Genomic DNA, 24,912 nt, shown 5'->3' with positions numbered 1-24,912 from the left:
GGACTTCAATTGGCTGAATATGTCGTCGAATTTGGCAGGGACGGCGGGAGGGTCGAGCCTGACGGCCGTCTCGACGCGCCGGCGTTTCATCGCAATCACGAGCCGCTCTGGGCGGCGATCGAACGGCATCTCGCTGGGCTCGCGGGGGATGTGGTCGAGGTCGGCAGCGGAACCGGCCAGCACGTGGTCCATTTCGCCCGCCATACGCCAAACCTCGTCTGGTGGCCGAGCGACCTCAACCAGCGTCACCTGAAGAGCATCGAGGCCTGGCGCGTGCATTCAGGCCTCTTGAACATTCGCGCGCCTCTACGGGTTGATCTCGCCGATCCTGATTGGTGTCCGGAGATGAAGGGCGGGACGCCGACGGACCTTGCGGCCATCTTCTGCGCCAATGTCATCCACATTGCGCCCTGGGTCGTGGCCGAGGGCCTGTTCGCCGGCGCCGGCCGTTATCTGCGCCCCGACGGCAAGCTGTTTCTCTACGGCCCGTTCAAGCGCGACGGCAAGCACACCGCGCTCAGCAACGCCGTGTTCGACACCTCGTTGCGCGAAGGCAATCCGGAATGGGGCGTGCGCGATGTCGGCGACGTCGAGGCACTGGCGCGGGCGGTGGGCCTTCGTCTCGTCGATGCCGTCGACATGCCCGCGAACAATCTGACGCTGGTGTTTGCGCGATTGTAGGAGGCGGGGCCGTCACGCCTCTTCGTCCCGCCATCCGATCTTGTCCTTCAAAAACTCAAACCCCAGCACCTGGAAGCCGGCGCGCTCCCTGTTGTCCTTGCCGTAGCCGTGGCCGCCGGCTTCCGGCTCGTAGAACCAGGCCTCGTAGCCCATGGCCTGGAGCTTTGCCGCCATCTTGCGCGCATGGCCGGGATGGACGCGGTCGTCGCGGCGTGTCGTGGCGATCAGGATCGGCGGATAGGGCTGGCCGGGCCTTGCGTTGTGATAGGCGGAGTAGGTCTTCAGCCACTCCCATTCATCAGGTTTGTCGGGGTCGCCATATTCAGCGATCCAGCTCGCGCCCGCGAGCAGCTTTGTGTAGCGGCGCATGTCGATCAAGGGAATCGTGCAGAACAGCGCGCCGAACCGTTCGGGGTAGCGCACCAGCATGTTGGTGATGAGGATGCCGCCGTTCGATCCGCCTTGCGCCGCGATGCGTTTCGGCTGCGTGACGCCGCGGCGCACGAGATCGGCGGCCACCGCCGCGAAATCGTCATGCGAGAGCCGCTTGCCGGCGTATCGTCCCGCATCGTGCCAGCGCGTGCCGAACTCGCCACCGCCGCGCAGATTGGCGTGCACGATGGTGCCGCCGCGCTCCATCCAGAGTTTTCCCAGTGACGAATTGTAGATGGGGCGGATCGAAACCCCGAAGCCGCCATAGGCCGTCATATAGACAGGCGCATCGCCGGCCTCACCGGCAGGGCCCGCCTGTACATAGGGAATGCGCTCGCCGTCGATCGAGATCGCTTCGTGCTGGGTCACCACGAGGCCATCGGCGTTGAACGTCTTCGGTGCCTGTTTCAGCACAGTCGGGCTTTCGACGCCGCGTTCGATCAATAAGAGCGAAGGCGGCGTCAGCGGATCCTGCACATTGGCGAGCAAATCGCCATTGCTCTCGGATTCATGATGATCGAAGCGCCAGACGTCGACCACGCCGATTCCAGGAAGGCCGCGGAGCGTCTCGCGGCTCCAGCCGGTGGCAGACGGCGTACAGATCTCGAACACCGGCCGCAACTCGTCGAGGATCGACAGCAGCAGCTTGCCGTCGGCCCAGGAAAATCCCTGGAGCGCGCGGCGTGCGCCGGGCGCAAAGACGACGGTGAAGTTGCGATCGCCCGCCAGGAACGCCGACAGCGAAATGCCGAGCATGCTGTCCGCGGCGTAAGTTACGCCGCCAACGGTCCACGCCGAGCGCAGCTTGATTGCGAACCAGTCACGGTGAGCTTGCAGCCAGATGTCGGAGGGAAGGTCGAGCCTGACGGTCGCGCCGGTCTCGGTGCCGAGCCAGAGGTCGAAATTGAAGAAGTCGAGCCGGTCGATGAACCAGAACCGTGGCGTCGCGCCGGTGCGGTCGACATCGCAAGAGGCGCTCATGCGATCGGGCGTCGTCTCGAACACCACGCGCGTGCTCTCGATCGGTTCGCCGCGCCGCCACAACCGCACCGTCCGCGCATAGCCGGAGGTCGTCGCCATGTCCGTGCCGTAGGCGCTCGACAACAGCACAGTGTCGGCATCGACCCAATCGACGCCGCCCTTGGCTTCCGGCAGCGTGAAGCCGCCGGCAACGAAGCCCTTGGTGTCGAGGTCGAACTCGCGCAAGGTGACGGCATCGCTGCCGCCGCGCGACAGGCTCAGGATCGTCTGCGGCGCGGCGCCCGGCAACGAGCTCGACCAGTTCAGAAGCCAGTCTTCGCCTTCGTCGGCGGCGAGCTTGTCGATGTCGAGCAGCGTCTCCCAGGACGTCTCAGGCTTGCGAAATTCCGCCATGGTGGTTCGCCGCCACAGGCCGCGCGGGTTCGTCGCGTCCTTCCAGAGATTGTAGAGCAGGCCGTCGCTGCGGCCGACATAGGGGATGTTGTCCGATCGGTCGTAGATCGCCGCGAGCGCGTCGCGATCGCGTTCGAACTCTGCGCGGGCGAATTTGTCCAGCGTCAGCCGGTTCTGTCGCTCAACGAAGTCGAGCGCACGCGTCCCTTCGATCTCCTCCAGCCAGAGCCAGGGATCGTCGTCGGGCTTGTCGAGCGTAGGCCTGTCATCGACGGACATGATCGAAACTCCCAAAAATCGCGGGGCGATAGGATTTGATCGAACGCAAGCCGTCAAGAGCGCGGTGCGTTATCATCGACCCGATTGCGTCAGCGGCATAGCCCGCGCCCGTTTGCGGCGGTTGCCCGACCCCCCTCGTCTCTCCATAGTGCCGGGAATCAACAAGGCCCGTTCGGGCGGAAATGCCGATGCTAGACGTGACTTCAGCCAATGAGATCGCCGACGATGCGCGCGTGCGTGCAAATGTGGTGCGCCTGGCGGCGGCGCAGGCACTGACCGGCGCCAACTCGGCGGTGATCTTTGCCACCGGCGCGATCGTCGGCGCCACGCTCGCGCCCGACATGTCGTTCGCGACCGTGCCGATCTCGATGTATGTGGTGGGACTCGCCGCCGGCACGCTGCCGACCGGCGCGATCTCGCGCCGCTTCGGCCGCCGCGCCGCGTTCGTCATCGGCACGGGCCTCGGCGCACTCACCGGTCTCACCGGCTCGTTCGCGATCCTGCACGCCTCGTTCGCGCTGTTTTGTCTCGCGACTTTCCTCGGTGGCCTCTACGGCTCGGTGGCGCAATCCTATCGCTTTGCAGCCGCCGACGGCGCCAGCGCCGCGTACCGGCCCAAGGCGGTGTCGTGGGTGATGGCGGGCGGCGTGTTCGCCGGCGTGCTCGGCCCGCAGCTCGTGCAATGGACCATGAACGTCTGGTCGCCTTATCTGTTCGCCTTCAGCTTCCTGGTGCAGGCCGCCGTCGCGCTGGTCGCGATGGGCATCGTCGCCGGCGTCGACATGCCGAAGCCGGCCGCGGGCGATCTCCATGGCGGCCGCCCGCTGCTTCAGATCGTCAGCCAGCCGCGCTTCATCGCAGCCGCGCTGTGCGGTGTCATCTCCTATCCCATGATGAATCTGGTGATGACCTCGGCGCCGCTCGCCATGAAGCTCTGCGGTCTCAGCCTCAGCGATTCCAATTTCGGCATTCAATGGCACATCGTCGCGATGTACGGACCGAGCTTCTTCACCGGGGCGCTGATCGCGCGCTTCGGCGCGCCCAGAATAGTCGCCGCCGGCCTCTTGCTCGAGGCGGGCGCTGCCACGATCGGCCTCTCCGGCATCACTGCGATGCACTTCTGGGCGACGCTGATCGTGCTCGGTGTGGGCTGGAATTTCTCCTTCATCGGCGCCTCCGCGCTGGTGCTGGAGACGCACCGCCCGCAGGAACGCAACAAGGTGCAGGCCTTCAACGATTTCTGCGTGTTCGGCATGATGGCGATCGGCTCATTCTCGTCGGGGCAATTGCTCGCCAATTACGGTTGGTCCGCCGTGAACATGGTGGTGTTCCCGCCGGTCGCGCTGGGTCTTGCCGTGCTCTCGCTGGTCTCCTGGGCCCGCCGTCGCAGGGCGCGGCTCGAGTCGGCGATGGGCGAGTTCCCGGACGCGATTTGAGTTGGCAGGAGGCTGTCAGCAACGTTGATACTTCGATCCAGGTCGAAGTGATTTTGTGAGGCGATTGACTAGATGACGCGGCATGACGGAGCAAACGCCATGCTTGATAATCCTCAAACGCCAGCAATCGACGAATCCTCCCTTCGCTATGAAGGCTGGCGCATCGTCGCGGTCTGCTTCCTGCTCGCCACCTTCGGCTGGGGCCTCGGCTTCTACGGACAGAGCGTCTATGTCGCCGAGCTCCAGCGTGCGCGCGGCTGGCCAACCTCGCTGATCTCGTCCGGCACCACGTTCTTCTATCTGTTCGGAGCGCTGCTCGTCGTCTTCGTCGGTGAGGCCGTCGGAAAATACGGCCCGCGCCTCTGCCTGATCGCCGGCACGCTGGCGATGGCGGCTGCGGCCATAGCGATCGGCGCGGTGCGCGAGCCCTGGCAGCTCTATCTGGCCGATGCCGTGCTCGCCTTCGGCTGGGCCGGCACCAGTCTGGCCATGATCACCAACACCATCAGCCTGTGGTTCGACCACAAGCGGGGCATGGCGATCAGCCTGGCGCTGAATGGCGCCAGCTTCGGCGGCATCGTCGGCGTGCCGCTGCTCATCCTGATGATCAGCCATATCGGCTTCGGAAACGCGATGTTCGCGACATCAGGCGCCATGCTGGTGCTGCTCGTGCCGGTGATCCTGCTTGTCGTCGGCCGGCCGCCGGATCTTCATGGCTGGCACGGCGCGGCGAAAGCAAAACCGCAATCCTCGACGCAGATCCGCAGCTGGGCGCTGCGCAACGTCGGCTTCCTCACGGTGACGATTGCCTTCGCGCTGGTGCTGTTCGCCCAGGTCGGCTTCATCGTGCACCTGATCTCGTTCCTCGATCCCGTGATCGGCCGCGAGCGCGCGGCCATCGCGGTCGCGGTGCTGACCGCGATGGCGGTGATCGGCCGGGTGCTGTTCTCGATGGTGATCGACCGCCTCAACCAGCGGCTCGCCTCCGCGCTGTCGTTCCTGAGCCAAGCGGCGGCGCTGTGCGTGGTCATCAATCTGCACAATGACTACGTGCTGATCGCAGCTTGCGCGGTATTCGGCTTCTCGGTCGGTAACCTCATCACCCTGCCGTCGCTGATCGTGCAACGGGAATTCGACTCCGCCTCGTTCGGCGTGCTGATCAGCCTCAACACCGCGATCAACCAGGTGACGTATGCTTTTGGTCCGGGCGTGGTCGGCTTGCTGCGCGATCTCTCCGGCGGCTATGAGCTGCCGTTCTATCTCTGCATCGCGCTGGAGGTAGCGGCGGCTGCGCTGATCATGGTGCGGGGAAGGAAATCTTCGTAGGGTGGGTTAGCGAAGCGTAACCCACCAACCTCGTCCCGCGTGTGCGGAAGCATGGTGGGTTACGCCTTCGGCTAACCTTACTGAGTCATTCGGTCGCGCCCGCGGGGGCGTAGAATCAAATATTTGAAGAGATTCAATGTTTGGCACACGGGGGGCCAGATGGATCTCAATCAGGGTGAAGGCAGCGAGGCACGGTTTACGGCGTATGTGGCGGGGCTTGGAAGTGTGATCGGTCAGGCCGTGCGGATGAGACCACTGCGTGACTATTGCACCGGCTTGATGCTGCCGGGTGAACGCAAGAGCGTCGAGCCGATGGCGGCGCGCACGGCCCCGGCGCGGACGGCAGCCCAGCACCAATCACTGTTGCATTTTGTCGGTAACGCGACCTGGTCGGACGCGGACGTGCTTGCCAAGGTCCGCGAGATGGCGCTGCCCGCGATCGAGAAGAGCGGGCCGATCGAGGCGTGGATCATCGACGACACGTCATTCCCCAAGCAGGGCAAGCATTCGGTCGGCGTCCACCACCAATATTGCGGTCAGCTCGGCAAGCAGGCCAACTGCCAGGTGGCGGTGTCTCTGTCGATCGCCAACCATGCCGCCAGTCTTCCAGCGACTTATCGGCTGTATTTGCCGGAGACTTGGGCGAAGGATCGCGCGCGCCGGAAGAAGGCGGGCGTTCCGAAGGAGATCAAGTTTAGGACCAAACCAGAGATCGCGCTGGAGCAGATACGTTGGGCTTGCGAGGCCGGCCTGCCGCGCGGTGTCGGATTGATGGACACGGCCTATGGCAATGACTCGCGGCTACGCGCGGGAATGACAGCCTTGGGCGTGCTCTATGTAGCCGGCATTTTGCCTAATACATTGATGTGGCGACCCGGCACTCGCCCACGGCGCAAGGACAAGCCGCTGAACAATACCGGCCGACGCGACGAGCCCGATCTTGTCTCGGCCAAGGAAGTGACGCTTGCTCTGCCGAAGCAGGCCTGGCGTACGGTGACGTGGCGGGAAGGCTCGGCCGACCGGCTGTCCTCGCGCTTTGCACGTGTGCGCGTCCGTGTCGGGTACAACAAACTGATCCCCGAGAAGCTGTCGCCGGAATGGCTGCTGATCGAATGGCCCGAGGGGGAAGCAGAGCCTACCAAATACTGGCTCTCAACGCTGCCGGAGACCATCAGCTTCGAGCGGCTCGTCGATCTCGCCAAGCTTCGCTGGCGCATCGAGCGCGACTATCAAGAACTCAAGCAAGAGGTCGGGCTCAGTCACTACGAGGGACGCGGCTGGCGTGGCTTCCATCACCACGCAACTCTGTGCATCGCAGCCTACGGCTTCCTGATCGCCGAGCAGGCGACGATTCCCCCCTCAGGACCTCGTTCCGCCGCGCCAGTCCCGCTACCTCGCTTACCCGACGATTATCGACCCAGAGGCTCCGCCCACGCGGCCTGAACGCCACATCCCGAACTCGATCGCAACCATGCGCGCCCGGTTGATCCGCGCGCTCATCAAAACCCTGCCGCGATGTCCGTGCTGTGGCACCAGCGCAGCGTCAAATGGACGGCGACGACCATGACGCAGTAAGACTAACCCACCCTACGGCGTCACGCCTCCCGCTGCTTCAACAACCCCTCCACATCCAGCCGCTTCGTCACCATCGCAAGCTTGCCATCCGCCCCGAACGGCCATTGCTCCCGCGGCTTGTCCCAGTACAGCTCCACGCCGTTCTGGTCCGGATCGCGCAGATACAATGCCTCGCTGACGCCGTGGTCGCTGGCACCGTCGAGCACAATGCCCGCCGTCAGCACCCGGTGCAGCGCATCCGCCAGCGCCGGGCGGGTCGGATAGAGGATCGCGGTGTGAAACAGCCCGGTCGTGCCCGGCGGCGGCGGCGAGCCGCCCTTGCTTTCCCAGGTGTTGAGCCCGATGTGGTGATGATAGCCGCCGGCCGAAATAAAGGCCGCGCCGGAGCCCATGCGCTGCATCAGCTCGAAGCCGAGCACGCCACAATAGAAGCCGAGCGCGCGATCGAGATCGGCGACCTTGAGATGGACGTGGCCGATCCGGGTGCCGGCGGCGACGGCAGGGCTCTGCGACATGATGGTGCTCCGTTTGTGAACTCCAGATAGGCCCGGCTTCGGGACAGCGCTACGGCCCTCTCCCGAAACCCAGCGTTTCCGGACAAGCAACTACGAAAGCTCCGGCACCTCGCCCTCCGGCAGCTCGAATTCAAATGCGTTCAGCGTCATCGACACCATCGTGTAGTAGCCGCACAGCCCGATCACCTCGACCACGCCGCGTTCGCCGAGCAGTTTTGCTGCTTCATCGTAGAGGCCTTTCTCGACGCCATGGCCCTCATGCAGCGACTTCGAGAGATCGTAGATCATCTTAGCCACGGGATCGTCGAAGTCCGGCGTACGGCGGTCGCGGATCGCGTCGATGATTTCCGGCTTCATGCCGCCTGCAAGCGCGAGACGCTTGTGCGCATACCATTCGTAGTGCGCGGTCCAGTGCCGCGCCGTCACCAGGATCGCGATCTCCGAGAGCTTTGCCGGGAAGATCGTGTCGTAGCGCAGCACTTCGCCGAGCCGCGTCGCGTGCCGCGCCATGTCGGGGCTGTTGAGCCAGGCCATCATCGGCGCCGGCGGCTTGCCGCGTTTGCCGGCAATCGACTCATCATAGGTCTGCCGCTGGCTCTCGCTCATTTCGCCAGGCGAAAGAAGTTTCAGGCGCATTCTCGTTTCCTCTTTGTTTTCAAGCACCGTCGTGACGGCGACTATACCGGAATGCGCGGCACGGAAGTGGTTGAATTCCGCAGTGCGATGGCCCAGAGTCGCGCCCAACAAGTCGATTGTGATTGATGGAAACGACCATGAGCGAATCCGAAAACGCCGATCTCGAACAATTCCGCAGCGAAACGCGCGCCTGGCTCGAGGCCAACTGCCCGCCGGAAATGCGCAAGCCCGCGACCTCGGATACCGACGTGTTCTGGGGCGGACGTAACGCAAAGTTCGCGTCCGAACCGCAGCGCATCTGGTTCGAGCGCATGCGCGACAAGGGCTGGACCGTGCCGGACTGGCCGAAGGAGTATGGCGGCGGGGGCCTCAGCGCCGCCGAGCACAAGGTGCTGCGGAGCGAGATGGCCAAGATGGGCGCGCGCCCGCCGCTGTCGAGCTTCGGCATCTGGATGCTCGGGCCGGCGCTTCTCAAGTACGGCAACGAAGCGCAGAAGAAGGAGCATCTGCCAAAAATCGCGGCGGGCCTGATCCGCTGGTGCCAGGGCTATTCCGAGCCGAACGCCGGCTCCGACCTCGCCTCGCTCCAGACCCGCGCCGAGAGCGACGGCAACGATTTCGTCATCACGGGATCGAAGATCTGGACGTCTTATGCCAATTATGCCGACTGGATCTTCTGCCTGGTCCGCACCGATCCCACAGCGAAGAAGCACGACGGCATCAGCTTCATCCTGTTCGACATGACCTCGAAGGGCGTGACCACCAAGCCGATCCTGCTGATCTCCGGCTATTCGCCGTTCTGCGAGACTTTCTTCGACGGGGTCCGCGTGCCGAAATCGCACGTGGTCGGCACCGTCAACCGCGGCTGGGACGTCGCGAAATATCTGCTCCAGCACGAGCGCGCGATGATATCAGGCATGGGCGAGCGCGGCGTCGGCCGTCCGCTCGGCCAGATCGCGGCCGATTCGGTCGGCACCGATGCGCAAGGCAAGCTCGACGATGCGATGCTGCGCGGCCAGATCGCGACCTTTGATGTCGACGAGGCCGCGCTTGCGGCCTGCGCCGAGCGTGCCGTCGATCTCGCCAAGGCCGGGCAGGCACATCCGGCGTTCTCGTCAGCGATGAAATATTACGGCACCGAGCTCAACAAGCGCCGCTACGAGATCCTGATGTCGGCCGGCGGTGTCGACGCGCTGGAATGGGAGAGCGAACGCTCCAGGCAGGGTGCGCGTCCGCGCGCCTGGCTGCGCACCAAGGCCAACTCGATCGAGGGCGGCACCAGCGAGGTGATGCTCGGCATTGTCGCCAAGCGCATCCTGGATTTGCCGGGGGCGTGAAGCGTACTCCACCGCCTGTCATTCCGGGGCGCGACGAAGTCGCGAGCCCGGAATCCATAACCACGAATCGGGATTATGGATTCCGGGCCTGCGCCCACCCAAGTCGGCTGCTGCCGACTTGGCAACCAAAATGCTAAACTCGGGCAAGCCCGAGTTTAGCGGCGCATCCTGGAATGACGCAGACAAAATAGATTTCGAATCGGAAACAAGCACATGGCCCTCGTCCTCACCGAAGAACAATCGATGCTCCGCGACTCAGCGCGCGGGCTGATCAGCGACAAGGCGCCGGTGTCGCACCTGCGATCCTTGCGCGACGCCAAGGATCCCACCGGCTTCTCCAAGGAGTTTTGGCACTCCTTCGCCGAGATGGGTTTTGCCGGCCTGCTGGTGCCGGAAGAATTCGGCGGCAGCGGTCTCGGCTTCATGGAGGCCGGCGTGGTGATGGAGGAGATCGGCCGCACCTTGATGCCGTCGCCGTTCCTCGCCACCAGCGTAATCGCGGCCTCGGCCCTGAACCGCGGCGGCAATGCCGCGCAGAAGTCGGAATATTTGCCAAAAATCTCCAACGGCTCGCTGCTTGCGACACTCGCGATCGACGAGGGCGCAAAGCACCGCCCGCTCCAGATCAGCCTCCAGGCCGTGCGCGCCGGCAACGGCTTCAAGCTTTCCGGCGCCAAGGCGCTTGTCGTTGACGGCCATGTCGCCGATCTCTTCATCGTCGCCGCGCGTACCGCGGGCTCCGCCGGCGAGCGCGACGGGCTGACGCTGTTCCTGGTCAATCCCAAGGCGAAGGGCGTTGCGATCGAGCGCACCATCATGGTCGACGCGCACAATGCTGCGCGGATCGAGCTTGCCAATGTCGAGGTCAATGCCGACAATGTGCTTGGCGAGGTTGATCAGGGGGCTACGCTGCTTGACGGCGTGCTCGACATTGGCCGCGGCGCGGTCGCCTCAGAGATGGTCGGCCTAAGCGAAGAGGTCTTCAACCGCACCGTCGAGTATCTCAAGAACAGAAAGCAGTTCGGCAAGCTGATCGGCGAATTCCAGGCGCTTCAGCACCGTGCCGCCGAGCTCTATGTCGACATCGAGATCACCCGGGCCGCCACCATGAAGGCGCTCCAGGCGCTGGACGCCGACGTCGCCAAGGCCACCTCGGCCGTCGCAGTGGCAAAAGCGCGCGCCGGCACCACCGCCACCCGCGCGGTGCAGGAGGGCGTGCAGATGCATGGCGGCATGGGCATGACCGACCAGTTCGACATCGGCTTCTTCATGAAGCGCGCACGGGTGTGCGAGGAGCTGTTTGGTGATGCGAACTACCACACCGCGCAGCTCGCGAAGGCGCGGGGGTATTGAGAGGCGGGCAGAGTGGCGCCTCAATATCAGGTGTCGTCCCGGCGAAGGCCGGGACCCATAGCCCCAGGGAGCAGTTTGACGAAGACTTGGAGTTGAACGGTCTTCCCGCGGTACCGTCACCTGCGCCTATCGATAGATCACGCGGTATGGGTCCCGGCCTTCGCCGGGACGACACAGCGTCCTACCGCATCGGCGGCGCGTACTGCACGCCGCCCGCATTCCACAGCTGGTTCATGCCGCGCGGGATCTTCAGCTGCGACTTCTCGCCGATATTGCGCTCGTACATCTCGCCGTAATTGCCGACGCGGCGGATGATGCGCACGGCCCAGTCCTTGGTCAGGCCGAGCTGCTCGCCGTAATTGCCTTCGGTGCCGACCAGCCGCATCACTTCCGGCTTCTTCGATTTCAGCGCCTCGTCGATGTTCTCCGAGGTGACGCCGAGCTCTTCGGCGTTGATCATGGCGTAGAGCGTCCACTTCACGATCATCATCCAGTCGTCGTCGCGCTGGCGCACGACCGGGGCGAGCGGCTCCTTGGAGATCACGTCGGGCAGGATCATGTGATCGCCGGGCTTCGACATGTTCAGCCGCAGCGCATAGAGCTGGGAGACGTCGGCGGTCAGCGTGTCGCACTTGCCGGTGTCGTAAGCCTTCACCACGTCTTCCAGCTTGTCGAACTTCACCAGCTCATACTTCATGTTGTTGGCACGGAAGTAGTCGGCGAGGTTGAGCAGCGTGGTGGTGCCGGACTGCACGCAGACCTTGCTGTCGGCGAGGTCCAGCGACGTCTCCTTGTTGCGGGAGCGCGGCACCATGAAGCCTTCGCCGTCGTAATAGGCGACAGCAGGGAAATAGAGGTCGTAGTCGAGCTCACGCGACATGCTCCAGGTCGAGTTGCGCGAGAGGATGTCGACCTTGCGGCTCTGCAATTCCTTGAAGCGTTCGCTGGCGTCGAGCGGCACGAAGCGCGCCTTGCTCGGGTCGTCGAAGATCGCGGCCGCCACAGCGCGGCAGAAATCGACGTCGAAACCGCTCCAGTTGCCCTTGTCGTCGGGGATCGAAAAGCCCGGCAGGCCCTTGTTGACGCCGCAGAGCACCTCGCCGCGGCGCACGGTGCGCTTCAGCGTGCGGGTGTCGTAGAACTCGTAAGTGATGGCCAAGGCGGCGACCAGCACGGCGACCGCGAGCCCGATCAGCAGGCCGCCTCGAAATGTGCGCATCATGTTACTCTCTCGAAAAAATCGGGAAGAAAAGGAAGCTGGACGAGGGCGGGGAGCATGATCCGGAAGATCATGCTCGGACAATAAGCTTAGAGCTCCGGCTTCTGCCGAATGACGACCTTGGTCCCGACCGGGACGCGATCGTAGAGATCGGCGACGTCATTGTTGACGAGACGGAAGCAGCCGGAAGAGACCTTGGTGCCGATCGTGTCGGGCCGGTTGGTGCCGTGGATGCGGTAGACCGTGGTGCCGAGATACATGGCGCGCGCGCCGAGCGGGTTGCCGGGACCGCCGGCCATGAAGCGCGGCAGATAAGGCTGGCGCTGGATCATCTCCGGCGGCGGCGTCCAATCCGGCCATTCCTTCTTGTTGGTGATGTTCACCAGTCCCTGCCACTGAAAGCCGTCGCGCCCGACGCCGATGCCGTAGCGGATCGCGCGCCCGCCGGGCTGCACCAGATAGAGATGCCGTTCTGTGGTCGAGATGATGATGGTGCCCGGCGCTTCAGTCGTGCGGTAGTACACGACCTGCTTCTGCCATTCCGGATCGAGCTCGTAGCTGTCATCGGCGACCAGACCAGGCTCGTCGCCGCGATCGGGCTGCTGGGCGAAGGCGTGCGGCGCGGACAGGATCAGCCCGATCGCAGCCACAAACGCCCCGGTCAGGCGACGAAAATCCGTCATTTCAAGCTCTCCCCGCTGCCACAGCGCAAATCGTCAGGAACCATCTGAACTCAGGGGCAGCTTCATGGCAAGTTGATGGCGCGTCCGGCTGGTATGTCACGAGAATGCTTTGGTTTTTTGACGGCGCCCGGCAATGCCTTGAACGGGGGATGGCGCAAAAAGCCGTGCGCGCAACCTCGCCTGAGGGTTGAGGCGCCCTAGATCTGGCGCGCCTCCGGGGCAATGGCGAGCCGGCGGACGATCTCGGCGCCCACGGCGCGCGCTTCAAGCCGCGAGCCGATGCGGGGGCTGCGAAACCGTTGCCCGGAGCGCAATCGGATCACGACGATGCAGTGCTCGTCCTCGGAGCGGCCGCGCCGCTCGACCGTGATCGTTTTCACCTCGCGCCCTTCGAAATGGTCGGCGCGCACCGTGCCGTCGCCCCACAGCCGTTCGACGCGGATATCCGCTTGCCGGACGATCCAGAAGCTGCCGGCCGCGAGGTTGGCGTATCGATGCACGGCAAACGCGGCGATCGCGCCGAGCGGCAGCAGCAGGATGTCGACCGGTCCGGGCGACAGCCCGCGCCAAAGCTTGTAGGCGTAGGGCACGACGCACAACGCGACGATGATCAACGCAACGATGCGGATGTCGCGTGCGGAAAATGCCTCGACTGGATCGCCAAGATGCATCTCGGGATTGGAGGCATCGAGCGGGTTGACCGGTGCCTCGACATTGGCGACATCGAACTGCGCGGCGATCCGGGCCACGGTGTCGCGAACATGCGTGACGTCGGAGAGGGGCGGGGACGTCAGGCGCTCGCCCGAAGCCAGCGTGAAGGCCAGCTGGAAGCGGGTCTTTGCCGTCTTGCTGCCGGGAACCTGCAATCCCGTAATGTCGTCTTTCGTGACGATCCGCGTGCGCAGCTTCCCGAACGGACGCTGCCGTCCGATTAGGATTTCATCCGGCGTGATGATCCACACCACCGCCGGCGCAAGCATCACGGCACAGACGAACGCCGCGCCCGCGAGCAGCGCGGCCAGGGAGATAATCACTTCCAACGCGTCGTGCGTGAACAGGCCCGGCGTGAAGCAGAGCGCAACGGCCCCCGCAGAGCCGGCCACGACCAGTCGCTGCGCGATCGAGGAGCCTTCGCGAAGGCGAATGTCGTTGCTGGTGGTCGCGTCGTCCATTGCGGGCGGCTGATTGCGTTGGCGCGAAACTCCACGGACGGCTCCGTGGAGTCAAGCAGCAACGCAAATCCGCCCTGTGTGGCTCAGCTGCTGGCGTTCAAGAGCCGGCCGACGGTGCGGTCGATCTCGTCGTAGCGGCCTTCGCCTTCGTGCTGGAACACGATCTTGCCGTTCTGGTCGATGATGTATTGCGCCGGCCAATACTGGTTGCGGTAGGCGTCCCAGGTCCTGGAATCATTGTCCTGCGCCACCGGATAGGTGATGCCGTGGCGTTTCAGCGCGGCCTGCACGTTGGAGGCCGAGCGCTCGAACGGGAATTCCGGCGTGTGCACGCCGACCACGACCAGGCCCTTGTCCCTGTACTTGGCGTAGAGCTGGGTGACATGCGGCAGCGTGTTGACGCAGTTGACGCAGCCATAGGTCCAGAAGTCGACCAGCACGACCTTGCCGCGCAGGTCCGCAATGCTCAGCGGCTTCGAGTTGAACCAGTTGCTGATGCCGGCGAAATCGGGCGCGGCGCCTTGCGTCGCGGCCGCGACCTTGACCGGCGCGGCGGCCTCGCCGCAGATGCCGGGAATCACGGCGCCGGTCACGGCCATGCCGATCAGGGCCGCGGATACAGCGAGCAGTTTGGGTGTCATGGAAGCGTCCTCCGGTTGAGATGCTGGGTGATCACAGGCCGATCTGGCCGGTGGGGTAGAAGCCGGTGAGCCACGCCACGATCAGCGTGTCGTATTGGAAATAGGCGGCCACCGCGAAGGCGATCACAACGATGCCGAAGCCCTGCTGGAGCCGCGGCGAGATGCGGGCGAGGCTGCGCACGCGCGTGGTCGCGGCCTGTCCGCCATAGGCGATCGCCAGCATCGGGATCGCGGCGCCGATCGCGTAGGCGACCAGCAGGACGCTCGCCCAGGCCAGGTTCTTCGACGTCGCCACCAGCGTCAGGATCGAGCCGAGCACGGGGCCGGCGCAGGGCGTCCAGACCAGGCCGAGCGTGGTGCCGAGCACGAGACCGCCGAGCGGGCCCTCGCGCTGTACGTCGCTCGCAGCACCCAGATTGAGCCAGCCATTGAGCCGGATCGACAGCCATTCGAACGGCGCCGGCCACAGCATCAGCAGGCCAAAGCCGAGCAGCAGGATCGCCGCCGCCTCGCGCAGCACGTTCGGGTCGAAATCGAACAGTTTTGTCAGCGCGCCGAGCAGCAGCGCGGCCGCCGAGAACGAGATCACGAAGCCGAGCGCGATCATTGCCGGCCGCAGCTGCGAAGAGCGCCCGATCGAGGCGCCGAGCAGGATCGGCAGCATCGGCAGCGTGCAGGGCGCCGCGATGGTGAGGACGCCGGCCAGGACGGCGAAGAGAAGCTCGAGCATGGGGCACTCGTGATGGGGGTCACGAGGGCAGTTCGGAATGGATGCGGAGGTCGTTACGTGGCGTCACACGTTCGTGACGGAAATGCGCGGCGAGAGCGCCCCCCAAATACAAAACGACCCGGACGGGGGCATCGTCCGGGTCGCTGGAGGTCCTTGGGAGGTTTAACGAAAACCGTATGTGAGCTTTATAGGGAGGAAGTTTTTCCGCCTGATGTTGTCGATTGTTTCAATTGTTTCGTCGGCGGTAACGCTTTCGTGTGCCGGGACGAGACCAGATGTCCGGTCCTATCCCTTTGAAACTGTTGGCCTTACGCGGCGAAGCGATCGACGCCGGCACCCTTAAGCAAATCGGCCAGCTGCTTGCGGGCGTAGAACATCCGGGTCTTCACCGTGCTCTGGGGGATGCCGATGATCTGCCCGACCTCCTCCACCGACTTCTCATGGTAGTAGACGAGGTTGATGATCTCGCGATGTGCGGGTGACAGTTTTGCCACGCAGGCGCGCAGGATGGCGCTGGTGTCGCTGCGGTCGAGCGAGGTCTCCGGCGTGTCGCAATCGTCCGGGATCTGGCGCACGTCTTCCTGGTCGATGTCCTCGAAGCGACGCTGGCGCATCGCGGTCAGCGCCTTGAAGCGGGCGATCGACAGCAGCCAGGTCGAAACCTGCGAGCGGCCCTGGAACTGGCCGGCGGTCCGCCACACGTCCAAAAACACCTGGCTGACCAGGTCTTCGGCGGTGGTGGCGTCGCGCACGATGCGCAGGATGAAGCGGTACACCCGCACATTGTGACGGCAATAAAGGATGTGCATGGCCGTCCGGTTGCCGTCGGCAATGCTTTCAAGAAGCATGTCGTCCGAGGTCGCCTGAGCGGCGATGATGCTCTGGCTGGCTTGGGCGTTGATGGCGATGACGTTCGGCATTGACTTGGCTCCCCGTAGCGCCGCAACCGAGCGGCGTTTCCTTGGACCAAAGTGTTAATCAGCCAACGTTTCGGGACGTCTGCACCAAAAGGGGAAAATGGTTTCGTGCGCCGCCAAATTATTTCGTCGGAACGGCCCCGACGAAACATTCGGGGCAAAAAGTCGTGGAATTTCAATATGCGGAAAATACGGAAGTGCGCATTTGGACTGGGCGGAACGGCCTGGAACGTAATCCGGGGGATTGCGTTGTGTGCTCTGCCGCACACCCGGCTTGTCCGGGACGATGGCGGCAGGTGACGCGCGCGCTTACGCCTTCTCGCCCGCCGGCGAAAACAGATAGCCGCCGCCGCGGATGGTGCGGATCACGGCGGGTTTTGTCGGATCGGGCTCGATCTTGCGGCGGATGCGCATGATGCGCAGATCGACGGCGCGGTCGAACGCTTCGGCGTCGCGCGCATTGGCCAATTCCAGCAGGCGCTCGCGCGACAGCACGCGCTTCGGATTGGCCGCGAACACTTTGAGCAGCCCGAACTCGGATGCGGTCAAAGGATGCTCGTTGCCCTCGTCGTCGCGCAAGGCCTGGGCTTCGAGATCGAGCCATTTGGTACCAAACCGCACCAGCTGGTCCTTGTCCGACTTTGCGGGCGCCGCTTCAGCCGCGGCGGCCTTCACCGGCGCGCTCCGCCGCAGCACCGAGCGGATTCGCGCCATCAGCTCGCGCAGCTCGCAGGGCTTTGCCACGTAATCGTCGGCGCCGAGCTCGAGACCGACCACGCGGTCGATCGGGCTCGCGGTCGCGGTCAGCATGATCACCGGCACGTTGATGCGGCTCTTGAGGTCGCGGATGATCGAGAGGCCGTCTTCCTCGGGCATGTTGAGGTCGAGCACGACGAGATCGGGCATGCTGCCGTCGATCGCGGCGCGCAGCGACTTGCCGCCGTCGCACAGCGTCACGGTGAAGCCGTGCATCTTGAGGTAATCGCCGACCATCTCCCGGGCCGGGGCCTCGTCGTCGACGATCATGATGTGCTGGCTTTGTGTCATGTCACTCAGATCTCGGTACTCAGATCATGGCAGTTCAGTCATTGTACTTCAGTCATGGCATTTCAGTCGCGGGCAGCGTGATGGTGAAGGTCGAGCCCTTGCCGGGGCCGTCGCTGTCGGCGGTCACCTCGCCGCCATGCATGTCGATAATACGCTTGACGATGGAAAGCCCAAGCCCCGTCGAGCTCTCGCCCGCGGTCGGCTTGGCGGACAGCCGCTGGAACCGGCCGAACAGACGGCCGAGATCCTCCGGCGACAGGCCGGCGCCCTCGTCGCTGACGCGGACGATGGTGTCGTTGCCCTCATGGGTCACCGCGACGACGATCTTGCCGCCGATCGGCGAGTATTTGATGGCGTTGCTGATGAGGTTGTCGATCGCCTCGCGGATGCGGTCGGTGTCGCACATGGTGACGATGTTGGCCGGCGCGGCGACGCTGATCGTCTGCTGCTTGTTGACGGCGAGCGGCTGGTTGGCGTCGGCGACCTCTTTCACCAAAGCTGCGACATCAACCGGCTCACGGCGGATGGTGATGTCGAAGGCGTCCGCCATCGCATCCGAGATCAGATGGTCGACCATCGTGGTCAGGCGCTTGGTGGCGTCGCGGATGTGATCGACCTGGGAGACCACGCCGCTGGCCGAGGCGCCGGTCGAGATCAGCTCCTTCAGCATCTCGGTGCGGCCGAGGATGACGCCGAGCGGGTTCTTCAGATCGTGCGCGACGGTGCCCAGAATCTCGTTCTTGAAGCCGTTGGCGCGTTGCAGCCGCAGCCATTGCGCCGAGAGGCGGCGATTGGCCTGCATCAGCGCGCGGGTGCGCTGGGCGACGCGGTCCTCGAGCTGGGTGTTGGCGTCCTGGAGCTGCTGATAGAGGATGACGTTGTCGAAGGCGATCGAGAGCCTGGAGGAGAAGATCTCGACCAGCGAGCGGTCGGTCTCGGACAGCTCGCGCTCGGCCTGGAGCAGCACCACCACCTCGCGGCCGCTTCCGGTCCGCAGATAGATCACGCTGCGATGGTCGGCGAATTCGTTCTTGCGGCGCTGGAAGGCGTCCTCGACCAGCTGGCGCAGGTCAGGGTCGAGCGCCTTCGACGAGGTCGTGCCGATGAAGCGGCTGTAGCAGCCGCTGCCCGCCAGCACCGACAGCTCGGGATCGACGCCGCCATTGTCGCGCAGCACCAATATGCCGGCGCAGTCGACATTGAGCAGCGAGGCGAGCTGGGTCAGCACGCCCTCGGCGAGCCGCTGCATCGACTTGAAGTCGTACAGCGTGGACGCGGCATCGATGATGATCTCGAGCCCGCGCCGCGTCTGCACCATGCGCTCGAGCTGCTGGTAGGAGCGCAGCGCCGCGGTCAGCGAGGTGAACAGCTTGTCGGCCGTGAGCTCGGTCTTGGCCTTGTAGTCGTTGATGTCGTACTGCACGATCACGCGCCGCTCCGGCGCCTGGCCGGGCTGTCCCGTGCGCAGGATGATGCGCACGGTCTCGTTGCGCAGCTCGTTGCGGATGTATTCGACCAGCTCGAGGCCGGCGACGTCGGTCTCCATGATGACGTCGAGCAGCACCGCGGCGATGTCGCGGTGCGCGGCCATCAGCTTGCGGCCTTCCGCCGCGGAATGGGCCGAGAGGATCTCGAGGCCCTGGCCGTTGAGATTGTAGTCGGACAGCGCGAAGCGGGTGCCGTCGTGCACGGCCGGATCGTCGTCGATGACGGCGATCTTCCACTTCCTTGTGTCCGTATCCTCCGACGCGGTACCGGTATCGTCGATCAGGTGGAGGACATCGTCCTGTTCGGCCATTGCGAAGTCCCGTCACTTTCTGCGCTTGGCGCGCCGCCCTTGGCGACCCGCGGCATGATAATCCGAAAGATAGTGCCTTGTCCCAGCTTGGATTCCAGCATCATCCGGCCGCCGAGCTGCTGGGTCACGAGGTTATAGACGATATGAAGCCCGAGTCCCGTGCCGCCTTCGTTGCGCCTCGTGGTAAAGAATGGGTCAAAGGCCTGGCGCTGCACGTCCGGGGTCATGCCGGCCCCGTCATCGGCGAAGATGATCTCGATGTCCTCGGCCCCGCGCGGCCGCGCCGAGATCGTGATGGTGCCGGCGCGGCCGTCGGCGAAGGCGTGATTGGCGGCGTTGAGGAACAAATTGGTCAGGATCTGGCCGTAGGAGCCGGGATAGCCGTCGAGCAGCAGCCCTTCGGGCACGTCGACCTGGAGCGTGATCGGCGAGCGCTTCAAGACGGGGCGCAGGCTCGCGATGATCTGGTCGGTTGCTTCGCTCAATGAGAACTGCCGCCGCTCGGCATGCGAGCGGTCGACCGCGACCTGCTTGAACGACTGGATCAGCTCGCCGGCGCGGGTGAGGTTGCCGACCAGCTGCTGCGAGGCGTCGCGCGAGGCCTGCACGAACTCTTCCAGCTGCGAGCGGCGCAGGCCGCCGTCGCCCTTGAGCTGAGCCTCGAAAATCTCGCTGCGCCGGGCAAAGCTGGAGGCGACCGTCAGGCTGATGCCGATCGGGTTGTTGACCTCATGGGCGACGCCGGCGACGAGGCCGCCGAGGGCTGCGAGCCGCTCGGCATCGATCAGATTCTGCTGCGCGGTGTTGAGCTCGAGCAGCGCGCTCTCGGCCTTTTCCTTCGATGCGCGCAGCTCATCCTCGGTCTGGCGCTTGGCTATGGCATTCTCGCGGAACACTTCGACCGCGCGCGCCATGGCCCCGACCTCGTCGCGGGCGCGCGTGCCTTGCACCTCGCGGTCGAGGTCGCCGAGCGTGATCGCGCGCATCGCCGTCATGATCTGCTGCAGCGGCAGCCGGATCGACAGCGCGATCAGCACGCCGACGGTCAGGATGATGCCGAGGAAGATCACGGCAATGGAGAGCACGCGGCGGGAGATGTCGGCCAGCGTGCGGTCAAAGGTCTCCTGCGCCTTCTGCTCGCGCTGGCGCATCTTGGTCGAGAGGTCGTCGATGGCGCCGATCGCCTCGGCCTGGCTGGCATCGATGGTGTTGCGCAGGAGCTCAGTGCGGCTCATCAGCTGCTCGGAGAGTTTTGCAAAGCCCTCGCGCAGCGCCATGGTGCGGGTCGCGAGCTTTTGCAGCGCCATGCGCTGGAGGTCGTTGTCGGCGAGGTCGAGCATCACCGGAATGGTGGTCTCGATCGTCTCGGTGTTGCGGCGGGCGTCGTCGGCCGCACCTGATGACAGCGACAGGTAATAGGAGTTCGCCGCCACCAGCATCGCCGTGAAGGCCTCGCGCGACTTGCCGAGCGAGGGCCAGATCAGCGCGTCGCGATGGCCGGTGGCGCCCTCGATGATGGAATAGAGCCCCGCCATGTCCTTGGCCGGGCCCTGCACCTGCTCCTCATAGGTCTTGGCGATGGTCGCCTGCACGCTGCGCAGCTCGCCAAAGCCGTTGAGGAAACGGTCGGTGGTGCGCTCCAGCTCCTCGACCGAGCCCGCCAGCATCGGGTCCTTGGCGGCGCGGTCGGTCAGCGTGCCGAGCACGGCCTCGCGCAGCAGCAGGATCTCGGCGAACAGGTCCGGGCTCGGCTGGTTGATGTAGCGGTGGATCAGGTTCTGTAAGCGCCCGGTCTCGCTTTCGAGCAGCGCCAGGATCCGGTCGGATTCTCGCACCTGGCGCACGTCGTCCCAGGCCGAGCCCAGCACCTGCGCGCCGTTCCAGATCAGCGCGGCCAGCACGATCACGACGGCGGAGTTCAGCGCCGCGATCGACAGGATGCGCCAGCGGATCGGCACTGCGCGGAGCACGCCGACCAGTCGCACACGCAGCCGCCCGAGCGGGCCGGGGGGCCGCTCCGCGAGCTCGCTGTGTCCGGGCGCTGCCAAGACGCGTCACTCCACCTTGCGAATGCGTTCGATCAGCGCGGCGGCTGCGGGATCCTGCGCGGCCTTGGCGTAGATTGCCGCCATCGCGTCCTCGAACGGCTTGCGGTCGATATCCCTGACGATGGTGACGCCGGCGGCTTCCGCCTTGCGCTGCGATTGCTCCTCGAGGTCGCGCCATTTCTCGCGCATGAACTGGCCCGAGCGGGCTGCAGCCTCGCGAAAAATCTGCTGGTCCTCGGCCGAGAGGCTCTTCCAGGCCTTCAGCGAGATCACCAGCACCTCCGGGCTCATGGTGTGCTCGGTCAAGGTATAATAGCCGGCATATTTGTAATGGTCGGTGGTCACGAAGGAGGGCCAGTTGTTTTCCGCGCCGTCGATCAGCCGGGTCGCGAGCCCCGTGAGCACCTGCCCATAGGGCAATTCGACCGGCTCGGCGCCGAGCGAGCGGATCATCTGGCTCATCAACTCCGATTGCTGCACCCGGATCCGCAATCCCTTGAGGTCGGCGATGCTCTTCACCGGACGGACGCCGTTGTAGATCGACCGCGCGCCGGAATCGTAGAAGGCGAGCCCGACGAAGCCGTAGGGCTCGAAGCTGCCGAGGATCTCGTTGCCGATCGGACCGTCCAGCACCTTCTGCATGTGCTCGATGGACCGGAACAGGAACGGCATGGCCAGCACGTTCATCGCCGGAACGAAATTGCCGATCAGCGCGACATTGGTCCGGTTGAGGTCGATAGCGCCGGCCCGGGTCTGCTCGATCGTCTCCTTCTCCTCGCCGAGCTGGCGGGAGTGAAACACCTTGATCTCGTGCCGGCCGCCGGTGCGCTCGGCAATGAGCGCGCTCATGTAACGCAGCGCCTGGACGGTCGGGTAATCCTCGGTCTGGGTGTCGGCGGCGCGGAATTCGCGCGCAGCGGCGCCCGTCGCGCAGATGGCGAGCAGAAGCGCGACGAAAATCACCCCGGTCCGTGAGAGTTCGGCACGGTTTAGCACTGGCACACTCAACCCCTCGGAGATGGAGTCTATGGCGGGACCAAAAGGTTCAATGCAATCTAGAGCGTTTTCGAGTGAAGGGAAGACCATCCCGCCCCGGGCGGCGACGCTGCGCCGCGCCCGGCCCTCATTCCCGGTTGAAACCGGAGGTGTCGCGCCTTAAGCAGGGTGCGGTCGCCTTTTGCCGCTCAAGACGGGACGAGCCATCGTGACTTCAGCATTGCGCTTTTTGCAGGTCGCCGCCGCCACTGCGGTCCTCGCATTCACCGCACCGGCGCAGGCGACAACCGACATCGCGCTGTGGCACGCGATGTCCGGCGAGCTCGGCAAGCAGCTCGAGAAGCTGACCGCCGACTTCAACGCCTCGCAATCCGATTACAAGATCGTACCGAGCTACAAGGGTAATTACACCGAGACGGTGACGGCCGCGATCTTCGCCTTCCGCTCGCGCAGCCAGCCCGCGATCGTCCAGGTCAACGAGGTCGCGACCGCGACGATGACCGCGGCCAAGGGCGCGATCTATCCCGTGTTCAGCATGATGCGCGACATGGGCGAGCCGTTCTCGCTCAACGATTATTTGCCCGCCGTCTCCGGCTACTACACCGACGCATCCGGCAATCTGTTGTCGTTCCCGTTCAACTCCTCGACGCCGATCCTCTACTACAACAAGACCATGTTTCGCGACGCCGGCCTCGATCCGGAGACGCCGCCGAAGACCTGGCCCGAGCTCGGTGCCGCCGCAAAGCGCCTGCGCGACCGCGGCGCGGTGTGCGGCTTCACCACGTCCTGGCCGTCCTGGATCCACATCGAGAATTTCTCCGCGTTTCACAATCTGCCGCTGGCCACGCGCGCCAACGGCTTTGCCGGGCTGGACGCGGAATTGACCATCAACAATCCGACCGTGGTCAAGCACGTCGCCCAGCTCGCCGAATGGCAAAAGACAAAACTGTTCGACTATGGCGGCCGCGGGCAGGCGGCCGAGCCGCGCTTCCAGAACGGCGAATGCGGGCTCTTCATCGGCTCCTCGGCGACGCGCGCCGACATCAAGGCGAACTCGAAATTCGAGATCGGCTACGGCCTGATGCCGTACTGGCCGGACGTTGCGGGCGCGCCGCAGAATTCGATCATCGGCGGCGCCACGCTGTGGGTGCTGCGCGACCGGCCGCGCGAGGAATACAAGGGCGTGGCGCGGTTCTTCGCCTATCTGTCGCAGCCGGGCGTGCAGGCCGCCTGGCACCAGAACACGGGCTATCTGCCGATCACCCGCGCCGCCTTCGAGCTGACGCGCGCGATCGGCTTTTACGAGCGCAATCCGGGCTCGGCGATCTCGTTCGAGGAGATCACGCTGCATCCGCCGACGGAGAATTCGAAGGGCATCCGGCTCGGCTCCTTCGTGCTGATCCGCGGCGTGATCGAGGACGAGCTGGAGCAGGCCTTTGCCGGCCACAAAGGCGCGCAGGCCGCGCTCGATTCCGCGGTCGAGCGCGGCAACAAGCTGCTGCGCCAGTTCGAGCGCGCCAGCCCGGAGCGGTAGAATGTCGCGATTGGATATCGCTGCAACCGCGACCGAGGTGCGCTCCCTCCCCCGCCTGCGGGGGAGGGCAGGGGAGAGGGTGTCTCCGCAACGGGACACTCCCCCAGAGGAGAGAACCCTCACCCGCGCCGGAGCCTATCATCGGGCGCGCCTTTGGCGCGACCCGTTGGGCGCGACCTCTCCCGCAAGCGGGAGAGGTGCACCGCCTGCTGTGCGCGAATGACCATCGCTCCATCGCAACAGTTGCCGGCCTTCGCCGATGCTCAGGCCTTTCGCTCCTTCCGCTCCGACCCGCCGCGATGGCTGCCGATCGCGATCGCCATCGCGCGCAGCCATGGCGTCGATGGCCCGGTGCACGTGTTCTCCACCGGCACCAATCTCGTTGTCGGCTTCGGCGATCGCCTGATCCTGAAAATCTTCCCGCCGCTGCTCCGCGCGCAATTCGTCTCCGAGCGTGGCTCGCTGATGCAGCTCAAGGGCCGTCTCGATCTGCCGATCCCGGAGATCGTCGCGGAGGGCGAACGCGATGGCTGGCCTTATCTGATCATCACGCGCTTGGCCGGCACGCTCGGCTCCGAGGTCTGGCCGTCGTTGCCGGAAGAGCAGAAGGAGCGCGTGCTGGGCCAGATCGGCGAGACCATCGCCGCCGTGCAGCGCGCCCCGCTCGGCCAGCTGGCGAGCATTGAGCCGCGCTGGGACGCGTTCATGCGCCGGCAGATTGAGGGCTGCCGTGCGCGGCACGAGCGTCTTGGCCTTGCGCCAAAATTCCTCGCCGGCCTCGACGATCTCCTGCGCGACGCGGCGACGCTGATTCCGATGGACGCGCCGCCGGTGATCCTGATCGGCGAATACATCCCGGAAAATTTCCTGCTCGCCTGCCACAACAGTAACTGGTCGCTCGCCGGCCTGTTCGATTTCGGCGACGTGCGCGCAGGCTGGCGCGATTACGATCTGCTCGGCCCCAGCGCCTTCATGGCGGCGGGCCGGCCGGGCAGGGTGCGCAGCCTGCTCGGAGGCTTTGGCTATGCCAAGCCGGATGGCGCCCTCAAGCGCCGCCTGATGGCCCTGATGCTGCTGCACTCGGCCAGCGACCTCAACAGCCACATCTGCATCGAAGGCTGGCAGGACAAGGCGGATGATCTCGTCGGGCTTCAGGACCTGATCTGGGCGGAGTGAGCGCGCT

21 protein-coding genes are annotated in these 24,912 nt (G+C 64.9%); 8 read left to right on the top strand and 13 right to left on the bottom strand.

Going from position 1 to position 24,912, the window contains the following annotated elements:
• Window positions 1-9: 9 nt before the first annotated feature.
• Window positions 10-681 carry a DUF938 domain-containing protein gene (locus IC761_RS34940; RefSeq protein ID WP_195801139.1) on the top strand — a complete coding sequence of 224 codons (672 nt, stop codon included), beginning with the start codon at window positions 10-12 and terminating at the stop codon, window positions 679-681.
• Window positions 682-693: 12 nt separating this feature from the next.
• Here the strand turns inward: IC761_RS34940 and IC761_RS34935 are convergent, their stop codons facing one another.
• On the bottom strand, window positions 694-2,766 hold the full coding sequence (locus IC761_RS34935) for a prolyl oligopeptidase family serine peptidase (RefSeq protein WP_195801138.1): 2,073 nt from the start codon (window positions 2,764-2,766) through the stop codon (window positions 694-696).
• Between the two features lie 188 nt (window positions 2,767-2,954).
• On the opposite strand from IC761_RS34935, the gene IC761_RS34930 reads away from it, so the two are divergent.
• The 3 genes from IC761_RS34930 to IC761_RS34920 all read left to right on the top strand — a co-directional run bounded on the left by IC761_RS34930 (window position 2,955) and on the right by IC761_RS34920 (window position 6,971).
• Window positions 2,955-4,202 (top strand): MFS transporter, encoded by a 1,248-nt coding sequence (locus IC761_RS34930; protein ID WP_195801137.1) that lies wholly within the window; start codon window positions 2,955-2,957, stop codon window positions 4,200-4,202.
• Window positions 4,203-4,301: 99 nt separating this feature from the next.
• Entirely contained in the window at window positions 4,302-5,528 is a 1,227-nt protein-coding gene (locus IC761_RS34925) for an MFS transporter (RefSeq protein WP_195801136.1), read from the top strand.
• A gap of 159 nt (window positions 5,529-5,687) precedes the next feature.
• Entirely contained in the window at window positions 5,688-6,971 is a 1,284-nt protein-coding gene (locus IC761_RS34920) for an IS701 family transposase (RefSeq protein ID WP_195800564.1), read from the top strand.
• 152 nt (window positions 6,972-7,123) lie between these two features.
• Here IC761_RS34920 and IC761_RS34915 read toward each other — a convergent pair whose 3' ends face one another.
• On the bottom strand, window positions 7,124-7,618 hold the full coding sequence (locus tag IC761_RS34915; protein WP_195801135.1) for a VOC family protein: 495 nt from the start codon (window positions 7,616-7,618) through the stop codon (window positions 7,124-7,126).
• Between the two features lie 90 nt (window positions 7,619-7,708).
• Entirely contained in the window at window positions 7,709-8,254 is a 546-nt protein-coding gene (locus IC761_RS34910; protein WP_195801134.1) for a carboxymuconolactone decarboxylase family protein, read from the bottom strand.
• Between the two features lie 137 nt (window positions 8,255-8,391).
• Between IC761_RS34910 and IC761_RS34905 the strand changes: the two genes are divergently transcribed.
• Both IC761_RS34905 and IC761_RS34900 read left to right on the top strand, forming a co-directional pair.
• Window positions 8,392-9,591 carry an acyl-CoA dehydrogenase family protein gene (locus tag IC761_RS34905; protein WP_195801133.1) on the top strand — a complete coding sequence of 400 codons (1,200 nt, stop codon included), beginning with the start codon at window positions 8,392-8,394 and terminating at the stop codon, window positions 9,589-9,591.
• Window positions 9,592-9,804: 213 nt separating this feature from the next.
• The gene (locus IC761_RS34900) at window positions 9,805-10,944 is read left to right on the top strand and encodes an acyl-CoA dehydrogenase family protein (RefSeq protein ID WP_195801132.1); all 1,140 of its coding nucleotides are present in this window, start codon (window positions 9,805-9,807) and stop codon (window positions 10,942-10,944) included.
• Window positions 10,945-11,125: 181 nt separating this feature from the next.
• Here the strand turns inward: IC761_RS34900 and IC761_RS34895 are convergent, their stop codons facing one another.
• From IC761_RS34895 to IC761_RS34850, 10 genes are all read right to left on the bottom strand, one after another.
• The gene (locus IC761_RS34895) at window positions 11,126-12,163 is read right to left on the bottom strand and encodes an amino acid ABC transporter substrate-binding protein (RefSeq protein ID WP_195804877.1); all 1,038 of its coding nucleotides are present in this window, start codon (window positions 12,161-12,163) and stop codon (window positions 11,126-11,128) included.
• Window positions 12,164-12,252: 89 nt separating this feature from the next.
• A complete protein-coding gene (locus IC761_RS34890) occupies window positions 12,253-12,846 on the bottom strand; it encodes a L,D-transpeptidase (protein ID WP_195801131.1) in 594 nt (197 codons plus the stop codon).
• Between the two features lie 197 nt (window positions 12,847-13,043).
• Complete coding sequence (locus IC761_RS34885; RefSeq protein WP_195801130.1) at window positions 13,044-14,018, bottom strand: hypothetical protein; 975 nt, start codon at window positions 14,016-14,018, stop codon at window positions 13,044-13,046.
• Window positions 14,019-14,101: 83 nt separating this feature from the next.
• Complete coding sequence (locus tag IC761_RS34880; protein ID WP_195801129.1) at window positions 14,102-14,659, bottom strand: thioredoxin family protein; 558 nt, start codon at window positions 14,657-14,659, stop codon at window positions 14,102-14,104.
• Window positions 14,660-14,690: 31 nt separating this feature from the next.
• A complete protein-coding gene (locus IC761_RS34875) occupies window positions 14,691-15,389 on the bottom strand; it encodes a cytochrome c biogenesis CcdA family protein (protein WP_195801128.1) in 699 nt (232 codons plus the stop codon).
• Window positions 15,390-15,697: 308 nt separating this feature from the next.
• A complete protein-coding gene (locus IC761_RS34870) occupies window positions 15,698-16,309 on the bottom strand; it encodes a sigma-70 family RNA polymerase sigma factor (RefSeq protein ID WP_018644455.1) in 612 nt (203 codons plus the stop codon).
• A 306-nt stretch (window positions 16,310-16,615) separates the two neighbouring features.
• Window positions 16,616-17,353, bottom strand: a complete 738-nt coding sequence (locus IC761_RS34865; protein WP_195801127.1) for a response regulator — start codon at window positions 17,351-17,353, stop codon at window positions 16,616-16,618.
• 52 nt (window positions 17,354-17,405) lie between these two features.
• Window positions 17,406-19,151, bottom strand: coding sequence for an ATP-binding response regulator (locus tag IC761_RS34860; protein WP_195801126.1), 1,746 nt, complete (start codon window positions 19,149-19,151; stop codon window positions 17,406-17,408).
• Window positions 19,121-21,199 (bottom strand): sensor histidine kinase, encoded by a 2,079-nt coding sequence (locus IC761_RS34855; RefSeq protein WP_195801125.1) that lies wholly within the window; start codon window positions 21,197-21,199, stop codon window positions 19,121-19,123. Before IC761_RS34855 ends, IC761_RS34860 begins: the two co-directional genes overlap by 31 nt.
• A 6-nt stretch (window positions 21,200-21,205) precedes the next feature.
• The gene (locus IC761_RS34850) at window positions 21,206-22,201 is read right to left on the bottom strand and encodes a TRAP transporter substrate-binding protein (protein ID WP_195801124.1); all 996 of its coding nucleotides are present in this window, start codon (window positions 22,199-22,201) and stop codon (window positions 21,206-21,208) included.
• A gap of 202 nt (window positions 22,202-22,403) precedes the next feature.
• On the opposite strand from IC761_RS34850, the gene ugpB reads away from it, so the two are divergent.
• Together ugpB and IC761_RS34840 are read left to right on the top strand one after the other, a co-directional pair.
• On the top strand, window positions 22,404-23,729 hold the full coding sequence (gene ugpB, locus IC761_RS34845; protein ID WP_438265071.1) for a sn-glycerol-3-phosphate ABC transporter substrate-binding protein UgpB: 1,326 nt from the start codon (window positions 22,404-22,406) through the stop codon (window positions 23,727-23,729).
• A gap of 219 nt (window positions 23,730-23,948) precedes the next feature.
• A complete protein-coding gene (locus tag IC761_RS34840) occupies window positions 23,949-24,905 on the top strand; it encodes an aminoglycoside phosphotransferase family protein (protein WP_195801123.1) in 957 nt (318 codons plus the stop codon).
• The last annotated feature ends 7 nt before the right edge of the window (window positions 24,906-24,912 follow it).

This window comes from Bradyrhizobium commune (assembly GCF_015624505.1).
In the GTDB taxonomy this organism is placed as follows: domain Bacteria; phylum Pseudomonadota; class Alphaproteobacteria; order Rhizobiales; family Xanthobacteraceae; genus Bradyrhizobium; species Bradyrhizobium commune.
The sequence above is the reverse complement of the archived record's forward strand: the minus strand, read 5'-3'. Positions and strand labels throughout refer to the sequence as shown.